We start from the raw sequence: 17652 nt of genomic DNA on the forward strand, positions 1-17652 counted from the left end.
GGGAGGAATTCATGCAGGAAACTTGGCGCTGGTACGGCCCGAACGATCCGATCACGCTCGAACATGTCCGCCAAACCGGTGCTACCGGCGTGGTGACGGCGCTTCACGAGATTCCCGATGGTACATCCTGGCCGCTTGAAGAAATCATCAAACGCAAGGAGATGATCGAGGCGGCCGGTCTTGAGTGGAGCGTTTGCGAATCCATTCCGATGGAGCAATGCGTAAAACGCGGTGACGGAGATGCGCCCAAGGCGATCGCCCGCTGGAAAGAAACCCTAGCCAATCTCGGTCGTGCCGGTATCCCCACCGTTTGCTACAACTTCATGCCTGTGGTTGACTGGACACGTACCGACCTTCGCTGGCGCACCGAACGTGGCACTGGACTGGCCCTGCGTTTCGAGATGACTGATTTCGTTGCCTATGACGTATTCATCCTCAAGCGTCCCAATGCTGCTGAAAGCTATGATGCCAACGTCGTTGCACGTGCCGAACAGCGGGCAAAAGCGATGAGTGATGATGAAAAACTGCTGCTGGAGCGCAATATCATCGCCGGCCTGCCGGGCGGTGCACTTGTGCAGACGCGGCAATCCATCAATAGGCTCTTGGAATCCTTCGGCGGTATCGATGCCGTTACAATGCAGAGCAACTTGCTGGCCTTCCTGAAAGAAGTGGTGCCTGTTGCAGAGGAACATGGTGTTTATCTCGGCATTCACCCGGATGACCCGCCATTCTCGCTTTTCGGTCTGCCGCGTGTTGTATCGACGCCGCAAGATGTTCGCAGCATCCTGTCTGCCGTCGACAGCCCTTACAACGGTATCACACTGTGCACCGGGTCTTACGGTTCACGTCCTGATAATGACCTGGTTGCCATGGCGACGGAATTTGCACCGCGTATCAACTTTGCGCATCTGCGCAATGTTACCGTCGAGGCGGATGGTTCGTTCTTTGAAGACGACCATCTGGATGGTAGTACCGACATGGTGGGTGTTGTCGAGGCGTTGTTGCGTGAGGAACGCCGTCGCGCGGCAGCCGGTGATACCCGCCGCGCAATTCCACTGCGCCCAGACCACGGGCATCTGCTCGGTGACGATATCGATAAGAAGACCAACCCCGGTTACTCCTATATCGGCCGCGTTAAGGGCCTGGGTGAGCTTCGTGGCGCGATCCGCGCAATTGAGCGCCAACTCGACAAAGAGGGGGCGGCGGCATGATCGGGCGGCCACTTGGAAACACAGGCCTTGAACTCAGTACATTTTCGTTCGGAGCCGCCGGTATCGGCAACCTCTACCGCGAAGTATCGCGTGAAGATACCATGGCCACGCTGGAAACGGCGTGGGAGGCTGGTATTCGTTATTTCGACACGGCCCCGCATTACGGACACGGCCTTTCGGAGCGTCGGCTGGGCGACTTTTTACGCGACAAACCCAAGGGGTCCTATGTCCTGTCGAGCAAGGTCGGCCGGTTGCTGAAGCCCGTCGCAGAGGAGGACATTCCCGATCACGGGTTTGTCCGTCCTTTGCCGTTCGCGGTGGTCCATGACTATACCTATGACGGTATCATGCGGTCCTATCAGGACAGCCTTGCCCGTCTCGGGTTGAATGGCATTGATATTCTTTACATCCACGATCTCGAAGCGACCACGCTCGGTGCGGATTATGATCGCCATTTTGCAGATTTTGTCGAAGGTGGTGCACGGGCGCTTGAGGAACTCAAGGCAAGCGGCGCAATCAAGGCCATTGGCCTTGGCGTGAACGAGGTGCCAGCCTGCCTCAACCTTCTTGCGCGGGTGCCGCTGGATGTCATCTTGCTTGCTGGTCGTTACACGCTGCTTGACCGTTCTGCAGAAGCCGAGTTGCTGGCGCGTTGCGAGGAAACCGGGACGCGTCTTGTGATCGGTGGCGTTTTCAACTCTGGCATTCTTGCGACCGGTGCCCGGCCGGGCGCTACCTTCAATTACGTCGAGGCATCGCCCGATGTGATGGAAAAAGTGCAGGCTATGGAAGTGGTTGCGCAGTCGGCCGGTACGACGCTTGCTGCCGCCGCCTTGCATTTTCCGCTGCGCAATTCGCTGGTGGTGAGCGTACTGATTGGCACGGCAAAACCTTCCAGCCTTCTGCGTAATGTTGAACTTTTCGACCAGACCATCGCAGAGACGGCTTGGGCGCAATTTGAAGAGCATACGATCGGTACGGAGGGGTAAATGGCAACAGAGCTGATCGATACACATCAGCATCTTATCCTGCGTGGCGATCTCGGTTACGCATGGACTGAAGAGGTCCCGGCCATTGCGTCCGGCACTTTTGACCAGAATGTCTACGCTGAGCAAGCTGCAGGCTGCAACATCACCGCCACCATCTTCATGGAAAGTGGCGTGGATGACGTTGATTACCAGAGCGAGGCGCGGCTGGTGTCAAGACTGGTCGGATCGGGTTATCCCAAAATGCTGGGTGTGATCGCCAGTTGCCGTCCTGAAACCGATGAGGGTTTTGATGCCTGGCTGGAAGAATGCGGTGACCTCAACGTGGTGGGTTTCCGTCGTATTCTTCAGGTCATGCCGGATGATCTCAGCCGCAGCGAAACCTATCGGCGCAATGTTCGCAAGATTGGCAAGGCCGGGTATCCCGTCGATCTCTGTTTCGATGGACGGCAGCTATCGATCGCCTACGATCTGGTTCGTGCTGATCCCGATACCGTGTTCATCCTCGACCATTGCGGCAGGCCGGATATTGCTAGCGGTGACTTCGCAGCCTGGCGTCAGGAGATGATCAAGCTTTCTGAATTGCCGAACTTCTGGGTGAAGCTTTCCGGTTTGCCGACATATTGCCATCCGTCCGGTTCGAAGATCGATGATGTCAAACCTTACAGCGACACTGTCCTCGAACTGTTTGGCCCGAGCCGTATGGTGTGGGGTGGTGATTGGCCGGTCATTGATGTCGGTGGCGGTTTGGCCAACTGGGTCAACATCACAACAGAACTGTTGTCAGGCCTGTCGGCCGACGAGCGGCAATTGATCGGCACGCTCAACGCGAAACAAGTTTATTTGGGCAAGCGCTGATCAATAACGACATCTGATGCCGCGTCCCAGAGGCTTTGGACTGTCGTAACATGGGGTGCGCGAGCAACGGCTTGCGTGCCCCATTGCCTATAGCGTCAACAGAAACCGTTGAGCTTGAGGATCTTGTGTGCGTCGATGGCTGCACGCAGATCGTCTTCCGAGTTGCGGTTACCCTGATTGGCATCGGGATGATGCATTTTCAGTTTTTGTTTGTAGCGAAGCCTGATTTCTTCAGGCGTTGCATCCTCTGACAGTCCAAGCGTTTCGAAAGCCTTTGCTTCCAGCACCTTCAACTTGCGCTGCTTAAGTTGAGCTTTTTCACGCTGACGCTGTTCCGCATCCTTGCGGGCATTGATGGTTTTGGCAGAGCCGGAACGGGCGGATGACGGCAGCGGAGCTTCCGACGGTTTGTTGACGGGTGTGCCAAAGGTGCGGCGACGGCCTGTCGCTGCTTCCTTCTGGTACCGCGCGACGACGGGGTCGGACAGTTCAACTGCGAAGTTATATCCGCTGTTATATTCCTTGGTGTGCTTCGGACAGAACAACAGGTAGAGTCCTTCGCCGTCCCTGCCAACGGGGGCACGGTGCGCGCCTTCGTTTTCGCAGCCGTCCCATTGGCACTTCGGGCCAAGCGGCTTGCTTGATGCAGCCTTGGTTTTTTTGGTTGACCTTAAGCCGACGAAAATTTTTGAATCAGATGTCATGAGCGCCTTATAAGTTGACTGGGATCAACTGATCAAGAAAACAGCGCGTGACATCCATCTATTTTGTTAAAATCATGTGAACCGTTGCAAATTGTCCCATGCACCATGTGCCGATCTGGAATATCCGCTCATAGAACAGCAACAAATGTAAAAAGCCCGGCGCGGCGGCCGGGCTTCGAACTGGTATTTAGTGGTGATGCTCAGGCATGTCCTTGAGCTGATCTTTTGTCCATGCCGTCACGGCGTGAATGTCACCGTCCTCGTCGCGCATGAAATCCAGATCGCTGAGCGGAACCGCAACAGGTTTTGCACCGATGCCGAGGAAGCCGCCGACGTCGATGATGGCCTTACCGCCTGCGCCTACACCGTGAATGTGGTCGACCTTGCCAACCTTGTGATCGTCAGCACCGTAGACTGTCGCGCCTTCCAAAACTGCTGGCGTGAGTTCAGTGGTCGTGAGACGAACGTGATTAGTGTGATCCATGGTCGTTTTCTCCTCTTGTTTGGAGTTAGAAAAACGTCCATGCGGGCCATCGGTTCCAAAAGTTTTCGCGTAGCCGCAGACACTAAAGGTTACGATAACCGTTATAATGTCTGTTGCACGGTCACCGTTTGATGGAAAAATTAACCGGAACTGTCGGTCTGTTTCAGGCAAATCCTGCGGATAAAAAACGTGCGACGGAGACGACAGCGTGTCGTCTCCATCCTTGTACACTCGGCTCTCATCATCAACGCTCACGGCAAAACTGCTGTCAAAAAAGTATCGGTTTAATTTTCGCCATGATGTAGATGCCTTGAATTTCAGGGGTTATGGTCTTGTTAATGATGAAATTTGCAAATTGGAGGTTTGCAGATTTTGCCGCAGACATTGTGCGCTCGGTGGGAGGAAACGCTGTGCAACCCGATCTGGAACTGGTCCATATCCGCAAAGGCGAAAGCTTCGCCGCGTGGAGACACGGCTATCCGTTTCGCACGGTTCGCTGGCACTATCACCCTGAATATGAAATTCATCTGGTTGTTGCGACCTCAGGTCGTTTTTACATCGGTGACCACATCGGTCGCTTTGAACCTGGTCAGTTGATCATGACCGGCCCCAATCTGCCTCAAAACTGGATTTCCGATATCGAGCCTGACGAAATCGTGCCTGCCCGCTCGCTGGTTCTTCAGTTCCCGCAGAAATTTGTCGACGACAGTGTTGCCGGCATGGCGGAGATGGAAGCCATTGCACCGCTTCTAGAGCGCAGCCATCGCGGCCTGCTGTTCGACAACGTCACGAGTGACAAGGTGCGCCCTTTGATCGAGAAATTGATCGAGACACGCGGCATCATGCGGTTGGCACTGTTTTGGGAAATCCTTGATGTCCTGGCAAATGCGCCCGAACCGGAAGTGCTGGCCAGTCTGAGCTATGAACTGGACCTGTCGAATATCAATGAAAGCGGCATTAACAGGGCCATCGCGCACCTGCGTGAACATCTGACCGACGATATTGATGAGCGCGATCTCGCTGACATGGTTGGGCACACCGCCAGTTCCTTTTCACGGGCTTTCAAACGCCATACCGGAACAACGCTAGTTCGTTACAAGAACCAGCTGCGTGTCGATTTGGCCTGTCTGACACTGTTGACGCGTCCCGAAGTCAAGATTGCCCAAATCTGCTACGAGATCGGCTTTTCCAATATTTCGAATTTCAACCGGCATTTCCAGAACCTGAAGGGAATGTCGCCTTCGCAATTCCGCGCGACCTTTAAAGCCAACGGAGCATTTAAAGCCGCCGGATAAGCGCCACGATCCATATCCCGTACCGGGACAATAGAATTCGGAAAGCATGGTGCTTTCCGGAAACGGCCGGGCTTTGCCTGCCGTTCAAAGGGAGGAAAAACTGACATGAAAAGAGCTTTGACAGCATTGTCGATCGCCACCGTCGCGCTGACCGCGGTGCCTGCCTTGGCGCAGGACGCCAAGTTGAAGATCGGCATGACATTTCAGGAAATGAACAACCCTTATTTCGTCTCGATGAAGGAAGCGCTGGACGAGGCAGCGAAATCCCTCGGTGCGCAGGTTATAGTGACAGATGCCGCCCATGACGTTGCCAAGCAGATTTCCGACGTTGAAGACATGTTGCAGCAGAAGATCGACATTCTGCTTCTCAACCCGACAGACTCGGCCGGCGTGGAGGCCGCCGTCAATGCAGCCAAGGCACAGAATGTGGTTGTTGTTGCCGTTGATGCCAATGCCAACGGCCCGGTTGATACATTCGTTGGTTCCAAGAACAAGGATGCCGGTTACCAGTCTTGCCAGGCTCTCGGCAAGGCGCTGAACGGCGAAGGCGAAGTCGCAATTCTCGACGGTATCCCGGTTATTCCGATCCTGCAGCGCGTGGAAGGTTGCAAGGAAGCGCTTGCCGAATTCAAGGACATCAAGCTGGTCGATACGCAGAACGGTCGTCAGGATCGCTCGATTGCACTCGGCGTTGTCGAAAACATGTTGCAGGCACGTCCAAACCTCAAGGGTATCTTCTCGGTCAACGACGGTGGTGCCATGGGCGCACTTGCCGCCATCCAGGGCTCGGGCCGCGACGTCAAGCTGACCTCGGTTGATGGTGCACCGGAAGCCGTCAAGGCGATTGCCGAAGGTACGCCATTCATCCAGACCACCGCACAGTTTCCGCGTGACCAGATCCGCGTAGGCCTTGCCATGGCGCTGGCACAGAAGTGGGGTGCGCGCGTCGTGCCGAAGGAAGTGCCAATCGACGTCCGTCCAGTCACCAAAGAAAACGCTGCCGACTTCAGTTGGTAAGCGCCTCCCGAGCGCCCTCGCCGGAGACGGCGGGGGCGACTTTTCCAATCAAACACGGGAGGAACAGATGCTACAGCTGAACGGCATCAAAAAAAGCTTTGGCAGGATCGAGGTTCTGCATGGGGTGGATCTCACCGTGCAGGCGGGTGAAGTTCACGCGCTACTGGGTGAAAACGGTGCTGGTAAATCGACACTGATGAAAATCCTGTGTGGGATTGTGAAACCCAGTGAAGGCGAAATCCGCATCAACGGCGAGGTTCGCCATTTCAGTGATTATAATGAAGCGATCGATGCCGGTATCGGTGTGGTTTTTCAGGAGTTTTCGCTCGTTCCTTATTTGAACGCGGTCGAAAACATGTTTCTGGCGCGCGAGCTCAGCAACGGGCTTGGTTTCATGAAACGATCGGCGATGCGCAAGCGCGCCGCCGAAATCATGAAACAACTCGGTATCTCCATTCCATTGAATGTGCCAATCCGCAATTTGTCGGTTGCCGAACAGCAGTTTGTAGAGATTGCCAAGGCACTGGCACTCGACGCCCGTATTCTTGTGCTCGACGAACCAACAGCGACGCTGACGCCGGCCGAAGTCGAACATCTGTTTCACGTCATGCGCAGCCTTCGAAAACAGGGTGTCGCGATCATCTTCATTTCGCACCATCTCGAAGAAATTTTCGAGATTTGCGACCGCATCACTGTGTTGCGGGACGGTGAATTTGTGGCCTCCTGTGCTGTCAGCGACGTCAATCAGGCACAGCTGGTCGAAATGATGGTTGGTCGCCGGATCGAAAACAGCTTCCCGCCAAAACCTGTCATTCCTGCCGATGCCAAGACTGTTCTTGAGGTGGAAGAGGTCAAGCTCACCAGAAGCGGACCGGTTTCCAGTTTTCACCTCAAGGCAGGAGAAATCCTCGGTTTTGCCGGTCTGGTAGGTTCGGGTCGTACCGAAACAGTTCTGGCGATGCTTGGTGCCTATCGGGCCGCGCGCTGCAAACTGTTGATCAACGGTGTCGAGATACGGTTTGCCGATCCGTCCCAGGCACTGGAGGCGGGTATCGGTCTGCTTCCTGAAAGTCGCAAGGAGCAGGGGCTGATCACCAGTTTCCCGATCATGCACAATGTCTCGCTGAACAATTACGGCAAATACCTGATCGGCCACTTCTTCATCAACCGCTCGCGTGAACTTGCCGATACTCGCACTGCCATGCAGAGGGTGCGTGTGAAGGCGTCAAGCCCGCATGCGCGCGTCGATACACTGTCCGGTGGCAACCAGCAGAAAGTGGTGATCGCCCGCTGGATCAACCACAACATGAAGGTGTTGATTTTTGACGAGCCGACCCGCGGCATTGATGTTGGCGCCAAAACCGAAATTTACCAGCTCATGCGCGAATTCACCGCCCGTGGCTATTCCATCATCATGATTTCGTCGGAACTGCCTGAAGTGATCGGCATGTCCGACCGGGTCTGTGTTTTCCGCTCAGGCGGGATTGTCGCAACGCTTGAAGGCGATGCGATCACCTCTGAGCAGATCATGACCCATGCAACAACCGGGAGGACACAACATGTCGCATGACGCGGACGCTCTTACAGGCGCTCAGGCGGAGGCCTCTGCCACGCCGATCTGGAAGACCATCATACAGTCGCCTTTGGCCTTGCCACTGGCTGGCTTGATCGTCGTTTCGATCCTGATGGGTTTCGCCTCAGATAACTTCTTTTCCGTTTCCAACATTCTCAATGTCTTGAGACAGGTATCGATCGTCGCCATTCTGGCGGTTGGCATGACATTTGTCATCTTAACCGGCGGTATCGACCTGTCGGTCGGAGCACTGATGGCGCTTGCCGGCACCATGGCGGCGGGGCTGATGGTACATTTCGGCATGCCAGGCTGGGCCGGACTGCTGTCCGGCGTCGCTATTGCCATCGGGCTTGGCCTTTTCAACGGAATTCTGGTGGCATGGGGCCGCATGCCGGCCATCATCGTCACTCTCGCCACCATGGGTATCGCCCGTGGAGCTGGGCTTATCTATTCCGGCGGCTACCCGATCTCGGGCCTGCCATCGTGGATTTCCTGGTTCGGCGTCGGTCGTGTTGGTATTATTCCGGTTCCTGTCATCGCCATGGTCATCATCTACGCATTGGCGTGGCTGCTGCTGGAGCGGACTGCATTTGGTCGCCATGTCTATGCCATTGGTGGCAATGAAACGGCAGCACGACTGTCGGGCGTCAAGATTGGTCGCATCAAAATTGCGGTTTACTCGATTTCCGGCCTCACGGCGGGACTTGCAGCCATCATTCTGACCGGGCGCCTGATGTCGGGCCAGCCCAATGCCGGCGTTGGTTTCGAGCTCGATGCCATTGCGGCCGTGGTGCTCGGCGGCACTGCAATTGCCGGTGGCCGGGGTTTCATCCTCGGTACGCTGATTGGTGCTGTCCTGCTCGGCATCCTCAACAACGGCCTCAATCTGATGGGTATCAACCCCTATCTGCAGGACATCATCCGTGGCTTCATCATCCTGCTCGCTATCTACATCGCCCGCGAATGGCGCTGACGAAATCTCAACAGCTTTTCATAACGTTAGGAGAATAATATGGCTCAATCACTGCAAGGCAAAATCGCGGTTATAACAGGCGCCGCTTCCGGCATCGGTCTGGCAACGACCGAGAAGCTTCTGGCCAATGGCTGCACGGTCGTCATGGTCGACTGGAACGAAAAAGCGCTCAACGACCTGGTCGCCAAGCTAGGTAAAAATGCCATTCCTCAGGTCACCAACTTGCTGGATGCCGACAGTTGCGCTGCGATGGTTCCCGAAATCCTCGAGAAGGTCGATCATATCGACATTCTCTATTGCAATGCCGGAACCTACATCGGTGGCGACCTGACAGAGACCTCAGCCGACGAAATCGACCGCATGCTCAACCTCAATGTCAATGCCGTGATGAAGAATGTGCATGCAGTTGTACCGCATATGAGTGCGCGCAAAACCGGTGACATCATTGTCACCAGCTCGATTGCCGGCCATTTCCCGACCTATTGGGAACCGGTCTATGCCGGTTCGAAATGGGCTGTGACCTGCTTCGTTCAGACCATGCGCCGCCAGCTCATTCCGCATGGCATTCGTGTGGCCCAGGTTTCCCCCGGGCCCGTTCTCTCGGCCCTGCTTGCTGACTGGCCGGAAGAAAACCTGCGCAAGGCCAAGGAATCCGGCAGCATCATTGAAGCGAGCGAAGTTGCAGATGCTGTGGAATACATGCTTACCCGCAACCGCAACGTCACGATCCGCGATATGTTGGTCTTGCCGACCAACTTTGACCGGGTTTGAGTCTGGTCGGACTAGTTTGCCGAGCCGTGCTTTGAACAGCACGGCTGGCTGTTTCACTCCGGCGAGGGATAGGATCGTATGAGCAGTTACTTTATCGGTGTCGATGTTGGCACAGGTTCGGCACGCGCTGGCGTGTTTGATGCGGTTGGCACGCTTTTGGCCTCCGCCAAACACGACATCCTTATCTTTCGCAATGATCATGGGCATGTCGAGCAGTCGAGCGCCCAGATTTGGGATGCGGTGTGTACGGCTGTTCGTGATGCCGTCACATCGGCGGCGATCGATCCCTCGGCCGTGGCCGGGATCGGATTTGATGCGACCTGCTCACTGGTGGTGCGGGGCGCATCCAACGGAGTGGGCGATCCTGCGCATCCTGAACGCGATATCATCGTGTGGATGGATCATCGCGCGCTTGAACAGGCACGGCGGATCAATGCCACAGGACATATGGTTCTGTCTTATGTCGGCGGTGTTATCTCTCCGGAAATGCAGACGCCGAAACTGCTTTGGCTGAAGGAACATCTGCCTGAGGTGTATTCCAGTGCCAAGCACTTCTTTGACCTGACGGATTTTCTGACCTGGAAATCGACCGGTGCATTGGAGCGATCTTCCTGCACCGTGACCTGCAAATGGACCTATCTGGCGCATGAGGACAGGTGGGACGAGACCTATTTCCGTACGATAGGGCTGGATGACCTTCCTGATGACGGTTTTCGCCGGATTGGTCAAAGTGTCGTGCACCCGGGAACGCCATTGGGCAACGGCCTGAACCAGGAAGCGGCTGATGCGATGGGACTGCGCGCTGGCATTGCTGTCGGGGCAGGATTAATTGACGCCCATGCCGGTGGCGTTGGGACTGTGGCGGCAAAAGGTGGCTTGCAGGATGCATCATCCTGCCTTGGTTACGTGTTTGGCACATCGTCCTGCACCATGACAACGACTGCCGAGCCGACATTTGTGCCGGGTGTCTGGGGCCCGTATTTTTCCGCCATGGTGCCCGGCATGTGGCTGAATGAAGGTGGTCAGTCGGCCGCCGGTGCGGCCATCGATCAGTTATTGAGCCTGCATCCCTACGCGGGCAAGGCGTCGCAGGAGGCAAAACAGGATGGTACCAGCTTGGCGCCATGGCTTGCGGCGCGGGTGCTGGCTGGCGTCGACAGACCGTCAGATGCGGTAAATCTTGCCGGACAGTTGCAGGTAGTCCCAGAATTCCTCGGCAATCGCGCACCTTTTGCCGATCCATATGCACGCGCCGTTGTGATGGGGCTTGGCATGGAAAGCGGTGCGGACAATCTTGCCGCACTTTACATCGCCGGGCTTTGCGGGCTTGGTTATGGACTGCGCCAGATCATCGAAACGCAGGCCCAAAACGGCGTCTCCGTTTCCACGATCTCTGTTTCCGGCGGGGCGGGAACACATCCGCTAACCCGGCAGATTCTCGCTGACGCAACGGGAATTCCCATTGAGGTCACGGCCTGCTCTGAGCCGGTTTTGCTGGGCGCAGCCATGCTGGCGGCCGTTGCCACCAAACTCTACCCCGATTTGCAGGCCGCAATGCCCGCCATGTCCACTGTGGCTGGGCGTAGCGAGCCGGTGCGTGATGCGGCGCGGGCGCTGCACGAGGCACGTTACCAAGCATTTCTGAGAATACAGACACTCGCCCGTGAGGTGCGAAAAGACATTGAGCCATTGTTGCCCGCAGCCTCGGGCTAAGTGGCAGGCACATATATCAGGGAGGAACCAGCATGCAGTTTTCAGGGACATCGGTCATCATCACGGGCGCGGGCAAAGGCATCGGTCGGGCTTGCGCCCGTATCATGGCTGAACGCGGTGCCGAAGTCATCGCCCTTAGCCGCACCACGTCGGATCTCGACAGTCTGCGTGACGAGATTGGAGGTCGTTCGATTACGGTTGATCTGGCTGACCCGGCTGCAACGCGCAAGGCTATGGCGGAGGCCGGCACTGCTGACTTCCTGATCAACAGTGCCGGTATCAATGTTCTCGAAACAAGCTTTGACATGACCGAAGCGGGCTATGAGGCGGTGATGGGCATCAATTTGAGGGCGGCCCTGATCACCAGTCAGGAGTTTGGCCGTGCCCGCCGTGCTGTTGGCGGTGGCGGTGCGATTGTCAACATAACCTCGATTGCCGGACATCGCGGTTTTAACGAACACTTGTGTTACGCAGCCTCCAAGGCCGGTCTTGAAGGTGCAACACGGGTGTTGGCCAAGGAGTTTGGCCCTTATGGCATAAGGGTCAATTCCGTTGCGCCAACCATCACTCTGACAGAACTTGCAATGGCTGCCTGGAGCGATCCGGAAAAGTCTGCACCGATGATGGTGCGTCATCCGATCGGCCGTTTTGCCGAGGCCGATGACGTTGCCCGCACCATCGCCACGCTGCTTTCGCCCGATACGGCCATGGTCAATGGTGCCGTTATCAATGTCGATGGCGGTTTTCTCGCCGTTTGAGGGACTGCTCAATCGTTGAGGCGTGGCGCTGATCGTAGCTACCGCCTCAACGACGTCAGGCTTAGCTGCTGTGCAAGGTTTGAGAGGGTGTGAGTGGGAAAATCAATTTGATCGAGGTGCCCTGTCCAAGGGTTGAGTGGATACGGGCCTCTCCGCCACTTTGGCGAACAAAACCATAAACCATTGCCAAGCCAAGGCCCGCTCCACCATGTTCTTCACGGGTTGTGAAATAGGGCTCAAAAGCCTTGTCGACCGCTTCGGGTGTCATTCCGATGCCTTCATCGGTCACATCAATGATCAGTACATCTTTTTCCGATGAAGCGCCGATAGAGATCAGGCCACCCTTTGGCATTGCTGCGGCGGCATTCAGGCAAAGATTGAGGATCGACTGCTCAAGAAGGGCAGGGTCAAGCGGAATGGTTGGCAATTCCTCGTTGATATGAAGTGTAATATGGCATTTCGATCCAACAGCAATCTCCAGAATATCCGCCATGCCACGCAGCAAGCTGGCGACGTCGATGTGCTGCGCGTGGATCGGTTGTTGGCTGCCGACCGTCAACATGCTCGAGGCAAGTGAGCGCCCGCGGTCGGCGGCTTTGCGAATACGGGTGATATGGCGTTTCTGACGGTCATTGAAACCGGCCTCGCGTTCCAGCAGGCCGAGACTGCCCGTTATGATGCCGATCATGTTTCCGACTTCGTGACTGACCTGATGGGTCATACGCATGATGCCATCCAGTCGCTGGGCCTTTACGGCTTCTGCTTCCTGGCGGTCCAGAGCGGTGACATCACGCGCCAGCATGACGATGCCGCCGTCCGGCTGGCGTGAGAGTGAGATTTCAATGACCTGCCCGTCAACGCGATGCCGGATAAAGATGCGGTCTATCAACGCGCCGCGGTCACTATCTGATGGCAACAAGGACGGATCGATTTCCGGAATGGGCTCGACAAAACGCCGTAACGGTAACTTGCGTGAGGAACCTGAGCGGCCAACAAGCTCGATAATCCGGCGGTTCATGGTAATCGGCCGGCCGCTCGGGTCAAACAGCGCGATGCCTTCATTCATGTTGCGGAAGGTTGAGCGGATGGTTCGGGCCGCAGCCTCTGCGGTGCGGCGCAGCCGTGAGACACGATCAACGCTGTCATGAAACGCGCGAAATGCGTCGAGCAGCTGAATCAGTTCCGTTTCCGGCCCGCGATAGGATGGCGGGCCAACATCCTTATCACCCTTGGCCAGCGCGTTCATACCATTCGACAGCGTGACGATGCCGCGTGAGACACGCATGACCGAGCGAATGGAGAAAACCGCCATGACCAGCACTAGGAAGGACGCAAGCGCGACGATGACCAGCAGACGGCTGAGCGCATCGGACGTGGAAAGCAAATCCTCGTTCAGGCCACGGGCAATTGCATCGCTTTGGGTTTCGGTGGCGTGGGAAAGGTCACGCGACACGGTGTGAAGTTTGGCGACCGAGGCGCGTATTGCAAACATTTCAAGGAGATACTGAGTCTGTGCCTTGAAGACGCGCTCATAATGCAGCAGTTCGAAGGCGGCAAGGCGTTGGCCCGGATATCCTTCCTGACGGGCAGTTGTTTCCGAGACATAACGACGGCGCAGTTCGCCGAGCTGGAAAAGGCTGTCAGAGGTTGAGGCGGCTTGCACGATGCCGTTCATGCGTTGGCGCAGATTGGGGTCTAGAATGCCTTTGCCGGTGGCGATTTCGCCAAGTGCGGCGGCAGCATCTGCCTTGTGAACCTGCGCTGCATCAGCATCCTTGACCAGATCGAGCGTCTGTGTGCGAATTTGCTGCAAGAGTTCCGCAATTCGGTCGCTGGCAAACCCCGGAATGCGTCGCTCGTCCTCTTTCGGTGTTATCATGGAGAGCAGGCTGTCGACCTGCTGCACCACCGAGCGGCTTTCGCTGGATACCCGGTAGGGCGAGGCGGCGTTCATCAAGAAGGGTGCGCTTGACACCAGATCCGACACCTGCCGCGAAACTAGCGATACCTTGCCGAGGCTGGAAAATGCCTGCACACCGTAAGCGGCCATCTCATCACGGGCCCTTTGCAAACCATATATGGCGATTGCCGAGAGGCTGAAGACCAGAACGCAGATAAACACAATCGCAAAAGGCAGGCGGAACGCAATCGACGACAGAAATGAACGATTGATCACGGGGACAGCTCGGCTTCGTCGGTATGCAGCACATAACCCTTGCCGCGTCTGGTCTTGATGTGGCGCGGCAAGTCCGGGTTTCGTTCGATCTTGCGGCGCAAGCGCAGAACCAGCACATCGACATTGCGGTCAATGTAGCGGTCGCTTTCTGAGCCCAGGCGGTCGAGGATTTGTGTGCGACTGACCGGCTGGTTCGGTGTTTCCGCCAGGATTTCAAGCAGCGCAAATTCCGCTGTTGTCAATGTCTTGCTGCGATCGACAAGACACACGGCCTGATGGGCGTCATGATCAAAAACCCAATCCCCGAGATGCAGGGCCGAGCGACTGTGATCGCGTTCGCTGTCTTTTTCGTGTTTCAACGATGGAATGGTCCTGCGCAACACCGCCTTGATGCGCGCAGTCAGTTCGATTGGCTCGAAGGGTTTCACCACATAGTCGTCGGCGGCGGTTTCGAGGCCAAGCACCCTGTCAATGGCGCTGCCCGCTGCCGTTACCATGACAATGCCGATATCGACCTTTGTACGCAATCGCTGGGCAAAGGTCCGACCGGATGTGCCGGGCAGGTTATGGTCCACCAGCACGAGCTGCATGGTGTCCGTTGCCAAAATTGCGTCCGCTTCCTCGGCAGATCGCGCGCAGGTCGGCACCCAACCCTCAGCCTCGACCAGATCGGCAATAAGTTCGGACATGTCTGGATCGTCCTCGACGATCAGAATCTTTACCTTCTGATTGAGCACTGCGTATTCCTCCCGCAGCTATCATAAGCACGCTCTTTGCGATCTTCAAAGCTTCGGTGATTATCGGAAATGTCATATTTGTAACAAATGTCATGTTGTTGGGCGCTTTGGTGAAAGATTGGTAACCATTCTTCGATTGCGACGGCGGCAGTATCTGACATGCTATATGCGGAGATTGGAACGGGGAGGTTCCAAGCAGGGAGGCTCAATTGAGAGCAGTGACCGCTTTTGCGGCAAGCATGGTCGTATGGCTGTGCGGCGCAGGCCATGGCATGGCCCAGTCGAAGTTGAACGTCCTGTGCGGCGTCGACGAGGCTTGGTGTGTGACCATGCAAAAAGCATTCGAAAGCAAGATGGGTGTCGAGATTTCGGTGGTTCGCAAGAGCACTGGCGAAATTCTCGATCAGATCCGCGCCGAACGTGCACATCCGACCATAGACGTGTGGTGGGGCGGTACTGGCGATACCCATTTGCAGGCCAGCTCGGAAGGTTTGCTCGAAGAATACCACCCCGCCAACCCGAATGACCTGTTGCCCTGGGCACAGAATTTTTATGCGATGTCAGGGTCGCGCTCCGCCGGAATTTATGCCGGTGCGTTGGGCTTTGCTTACAATACAGAACTGCTGGCTGAAGCGGGGCTGCCAGCGCCGACCTGCTGGAAAGATCTGGCAAAGGATATTTATCGCGGCCATATCCAATCGGGAAATCCGAATTCGTCGGGCACGGCGTTTACCTTGCTTGCCACGCTTGTGCAGCTGTTTGGAGAGGACGAAGCCTTCAGCTTCATGGCAAAACTTGATCGCAACGTCGTTGCCTACACCAAGGCAGGTTCAGCTCCGGTCAAGGCAGCCGCCCGGGGAGACGTGTTGATCGGAATTTCCTTCATGCATGATGCGGTGACGCAGAAGATTGAAGGGTTTCCGCTGGCCATCGTCGCGCCCTGTGAAGGGACCGGATATGAGATTGGTGCGGCCAGCATCATCAAGGGCGCGGCCAATCTGGCTCTTGCACGTGCCTTTGTCGACTACGCCTTGAGCCCGGAAGGGCAGGCAACCGGTTTTAGCGCCGGTCAAAACCAGGTGCCATCCAATGCCAAGGCAAGCCTGCCGCTGACGGCGCCAGACATATCGATGATCAAGATGGTGGATTATGACTTTGCCACCTTCGGTCTGCCAGAAGAACGAAGTCGGCTGTTAGCCCGCTTCGACAATGAAATCCACCCGACGCAATAGGGTCGGCAATTCAAACAACAAAAACAAATAGCGCAGCACTGCAAGTGCTGCGAACGGCAGCGCCATGTTCAAACGCTGTCCCCCATTCAGACGCAAGCTATAGGAGGATACCCATGCGACTGACTATACTGACCAGCCTGCTTTTTGCCGGTACTGCACTTGCCACCACCGGCGCTCAGGCCGCAGGCGAGCTTAACCTGATTTGCTCGGCTGACGTTGTTATCTGTGAGCAGATGAAGGGCGACTTCGAGAAGTCCCATGACATCAAGGTCAACATGGTGCGCCTGTCGTCGGGCGAAACCTATGCCAAGGTTCGTGCAGAAGCGCGCAACCCGAAGACCGATATCTGGTGGGCCGGTACCGGCGATCCGCATATGCAGGCTGCATCTGAAAACCTGACGCTGGAATACAAATCGCCAATGCTTGACCAGTTGCAGGATTGGGCCGTGAAACAGGCAGAAAGCACCGGTTACAAGACAGTTGGCGTTTACGCCGGTGCGCTCGGTTGGGGCTACAACACAGAAATCTTCAAGTCCAAGGGCTACAAGGAGCCGCTGTGCTGGGCCGATCTTCTGGCACCGGAACTGAAGGGCGAAATCCAGATCGCCAACCCCAATTCCTCCGGCACAGCCTACACGGCACTCGCTTCACTGGTGCAGATCATGGGTGAAGACCAGGCCATCGACTATCTGAAGAAGCTCAACGCCAATATCTCGCAATACACCAAGTCGGGTTCTGCACCGGTCAAGGCGGCTGCGCGTGGCGAGACTGCGGTTGGTATCGTCTTCATGCATGATGCGGTGGCGCAGACGGCAGAAGGCTTCCCGGTCAAGTCGATCGCGCCATGTGAAGGTACCGGTTATGAGATCGGCTCCATGTCGATCATCAAGGGTGCCCGCAACCTCGACAATGCAAAGGTCTGGTACGACTGGGCGCTGCAGCCGGACGTGCAGTCTCGTATGAAGGATGCCAAGTCCTTCCAGTTGCCGTCCAACAAGACGGCCGAAGTGCCGAAGGAAGCGCCGAAGTTCGAGGATATCAAGCTGATTGACTACGACTTCAAGACCTATGGCGACCCTGTCAAGCGCAAGGCTCTCTTGGAGCGTTGGGATCGTGAAGTCGGCGCTGTCGCCAACTGATCCGAGACGTGACGGCCGATACCCC

The 17652-nt window shown here is 56.3% G+C and carries 16 protein-coding genes; 12 read left to right on the forward strand and 4 right to left on the reverse strand.

Annotation, left to right across the window (positions count from 1 at the left end):
- Positions 1 to 11 precede the first annotated feature (11 nt).
- The 3 genes from uxuA to M2418_RS19370 are packed head-to-tail and all read left to right on the forward strand — an operon-like array spanning position 12 to position 3055.
- Positions 12 to 1211 (forward strand): mannonate dehydratase, encoded by a 1200-nt coding sequence (gene uxuA / locus M2418_RS19360; protein WP_259148666.1) that lies wholly within the window; start codon positions 12 to 14, stop codon positions 1209 to 1211.
- Positions 1208 to 2200 carry an aldo/keto reductase gene (locus M2418_RS19365; RefSeq protein ID WP_259148667.1) on the forward strand — a complete coding sequence of 331 codons (993 nt, stop codon included), beginning with the start codon at positions 1208 to 1210 and terminating at the stop codon, positions 2198 to 2200. The genes uxuA and M2418_RS19365 overlap by 4 nt, the downstream gene beginning before the upstream one ends.
- Complete coding sequence (locus M2418_RS19370; RefSeq protein ID WP_259148668.1) at positions 2201 to 3055, forward strand: amidohydrolase; 855 nt, start codon at positions 2201 to 2203, stop codon at positions 3053 to 3055.
- Between the two features lie 95 nt (positions 3056 to 3150).
- Here M2418_RS19370 and M2418_RS19375 read toward each other — a convergent pair whose 3' ends face one another.
- Together M2418_RS19375 and M2418_RS19380 are read right to left on the reverse strand one after the other, a co-directional pair.
- Positions 3151 to 3759, reverse strand: coding sequence for a J domain-containing protein (locus tag M2418_RS19375; RefSeq protein WP_259148669.1), 609 nt, complete (start codon positions 3757 to 3759; stop codon positions 3151 to 3153).
- A gap of 187 nt (positions 3760 to 3946) precedes the next feature.
- The gene (locus tag M2418_RS19380; RefSeq protein ID WP_192489871.1) at positions 3947 to 4243 is read right to left on the reverse strand and encodes a PRC-barrel domain-containing protein; all 297 of its coding nucleotides are present in this window, start codon (positions 4241 to 4243) and stop codon (positions 3947 to 3949) included.
- Between the two features lie 410 nt (positions 4244 to 4653).
- Here M2418_RS19380 and M2418_RS19385 point away from each other — a divergent pair, with 410 nt between their 5' ends.
- The 7 genes from M2418_RS19385 (at position 4654) to M2418_RS19415 (ending at position 12343) form a co-directional block, all read left to right on the forward strand.
- Positions 4654 to 5538 (forward strand): AraC family transcriptional regulator, encoded by an 885-nt coding sequence (locus M2418_RS19385; RefSeq protein WP_192489869.1) that lies wholly within the window; start codon positions 4654 to 4656, stop codon positions 5536 to 5538.
- A gap of 105 nt (positions 5539 to 5643) precedes the next feature.
- Positions 5644 to 6555 (forward strand): ABC transporter substrate-binding protein, encoded by a 912-nt coding sequence (locus M2418_RS19390; RefSeq protein ID WP_259148670.1) that lies wholly within the window; start codon positions 5644 to 5646, stop codon positions 6553 to 6555.
- Between the two features lie 67 nt (positions 6556 to 6622).
- The gene (locus M2418_RS19395; RefSeq protein ID WP_259148671.1) at positions 6623 to 8125 is read left to right on the forward strand and encodes a sugar ABC transporter ATP-binding protein; all 1503 of its coding nucleotides are present in this window, start codon (positions 6623 to 6625) and stop codon (positions 8123 to 8125) included.
- Entirely contained in the window at positions 8115 to 9101 is a 987-nt protein-coding gene (locus tag M2418_RS19400; protein ID WP_192489866.1) for an ABC transporter permease, read from the forward strand. The genes M2418_RS19395 and M2418_RS19400 overlap by 11 nt, the downstream gene beginning before the upstream one ends.
- 39 nt (positions 9102 to 9140) lie before the next feature.
- Positions 9141 to 9872 (forward strand): SDR family oxidoreductase, encoded by a 732-nt coding sequence (locus tag M2418_RS19405; protein ID WP_259148672.1) that lies wholly within the window; start codon positions 9141 to 9143, stop codon positions 9870 to 9872.
- 78 nt (positions 9873 to 9950) lie between these two features.
- Positions 9951 to 11585 carry an FGGY-family carbohydrate kinase gene (locus M2418_RS19410; protein ID WP_259148673.1) on the forward strand — a complete coding sequence of 545 codons (1635 nt, stop codon included), beginning with the start codon at positions 9951 to 9953 and terminating at the stop codon, positions 11583 to 11585.
- 32 nt (positions 11586 to 11617) lie between these two features.
- Positions 11618 to 12343, forward strand: a complete 726-nt coding sequence (locus M2418_RS19415) for an SDR family oxidoreductase (RefSeq protein WP_259148674.1) — start codon at positions 11618 to 11620, stop codon at positions 12341 to 12343.
- A 61-nt stretch (positions 12344 to 12404) separates the two neighbouring features.
- Here the strand turns inward: M2418_RS19415 and M2418_RS19420 are convergent, their stop codons facing one another.
- Entirely contained in the window at positions 12405 to 14519 is a 2115-nt protein-coding gene (locus M2418_RS19420; protein ID WP_259148675.1) for a PAS domain-containing sensor histidine kinase, read from the reverse strand.
- Positions 14516 to 15256 (reverse strand): response regulator transcription factor, encoded by a 741-nt coding sequence (locus M2418_RS19425; RefSeq protein WP_192489858.1) that lies wholly within the window; start codon positions 15254 to 15256, stop codon positions 14516 to 14518. The genes M2418_RS19420 and M2418_RS19425 overlap by 4 nt, the downstream gene beginning before the upstream one ends.
- 239 nt (positions 15257 to 15495) lie before the next feature.
- Here M2418_RS19425 and M2418_RS19430 point away from each other — a divergent pair, with 239 nt between their 5' ends.
- Both M2418_RS19430 and M2418_RS19435 read left to right on the forward strand, forming a co-directional pair.
- Positions 15496 to 16488: an ABC transporter substrate-binding protein gene (locus tag M2418_RS19430; RefSeq protein WP_259148892.1), complete on the forward strand. Its 993-nt coding sequence runs from the start codon at positions 15496 to 15498 to the stop codon at positions 16486 to 16488.
- A gap of 113 nt (positions 16489 to 16601) precedes the next feature.
- Positions 16602 to 17627: an ABC transporter substrate-binding protein gene (locus tag M2418_RS19435; protein WP_259148676.1), complete on the forward strand. Its 1026-nt coding sequence runs from the start codon at positions 16602 to 16604 to the stop codon at positions 17625 to 17627.
- Positions 17628 to 17652 lie beyond the last annotated feature (25 nt).

This window comes from Rhizobium sp. BIGb0125 (assembly GCF_024810055.1).
Lineage (GTDB): Bacteria > Pseudomonadota > Alphaproteobacteria > Rhizobiales > Rhizobiaceae > Agrobacterium.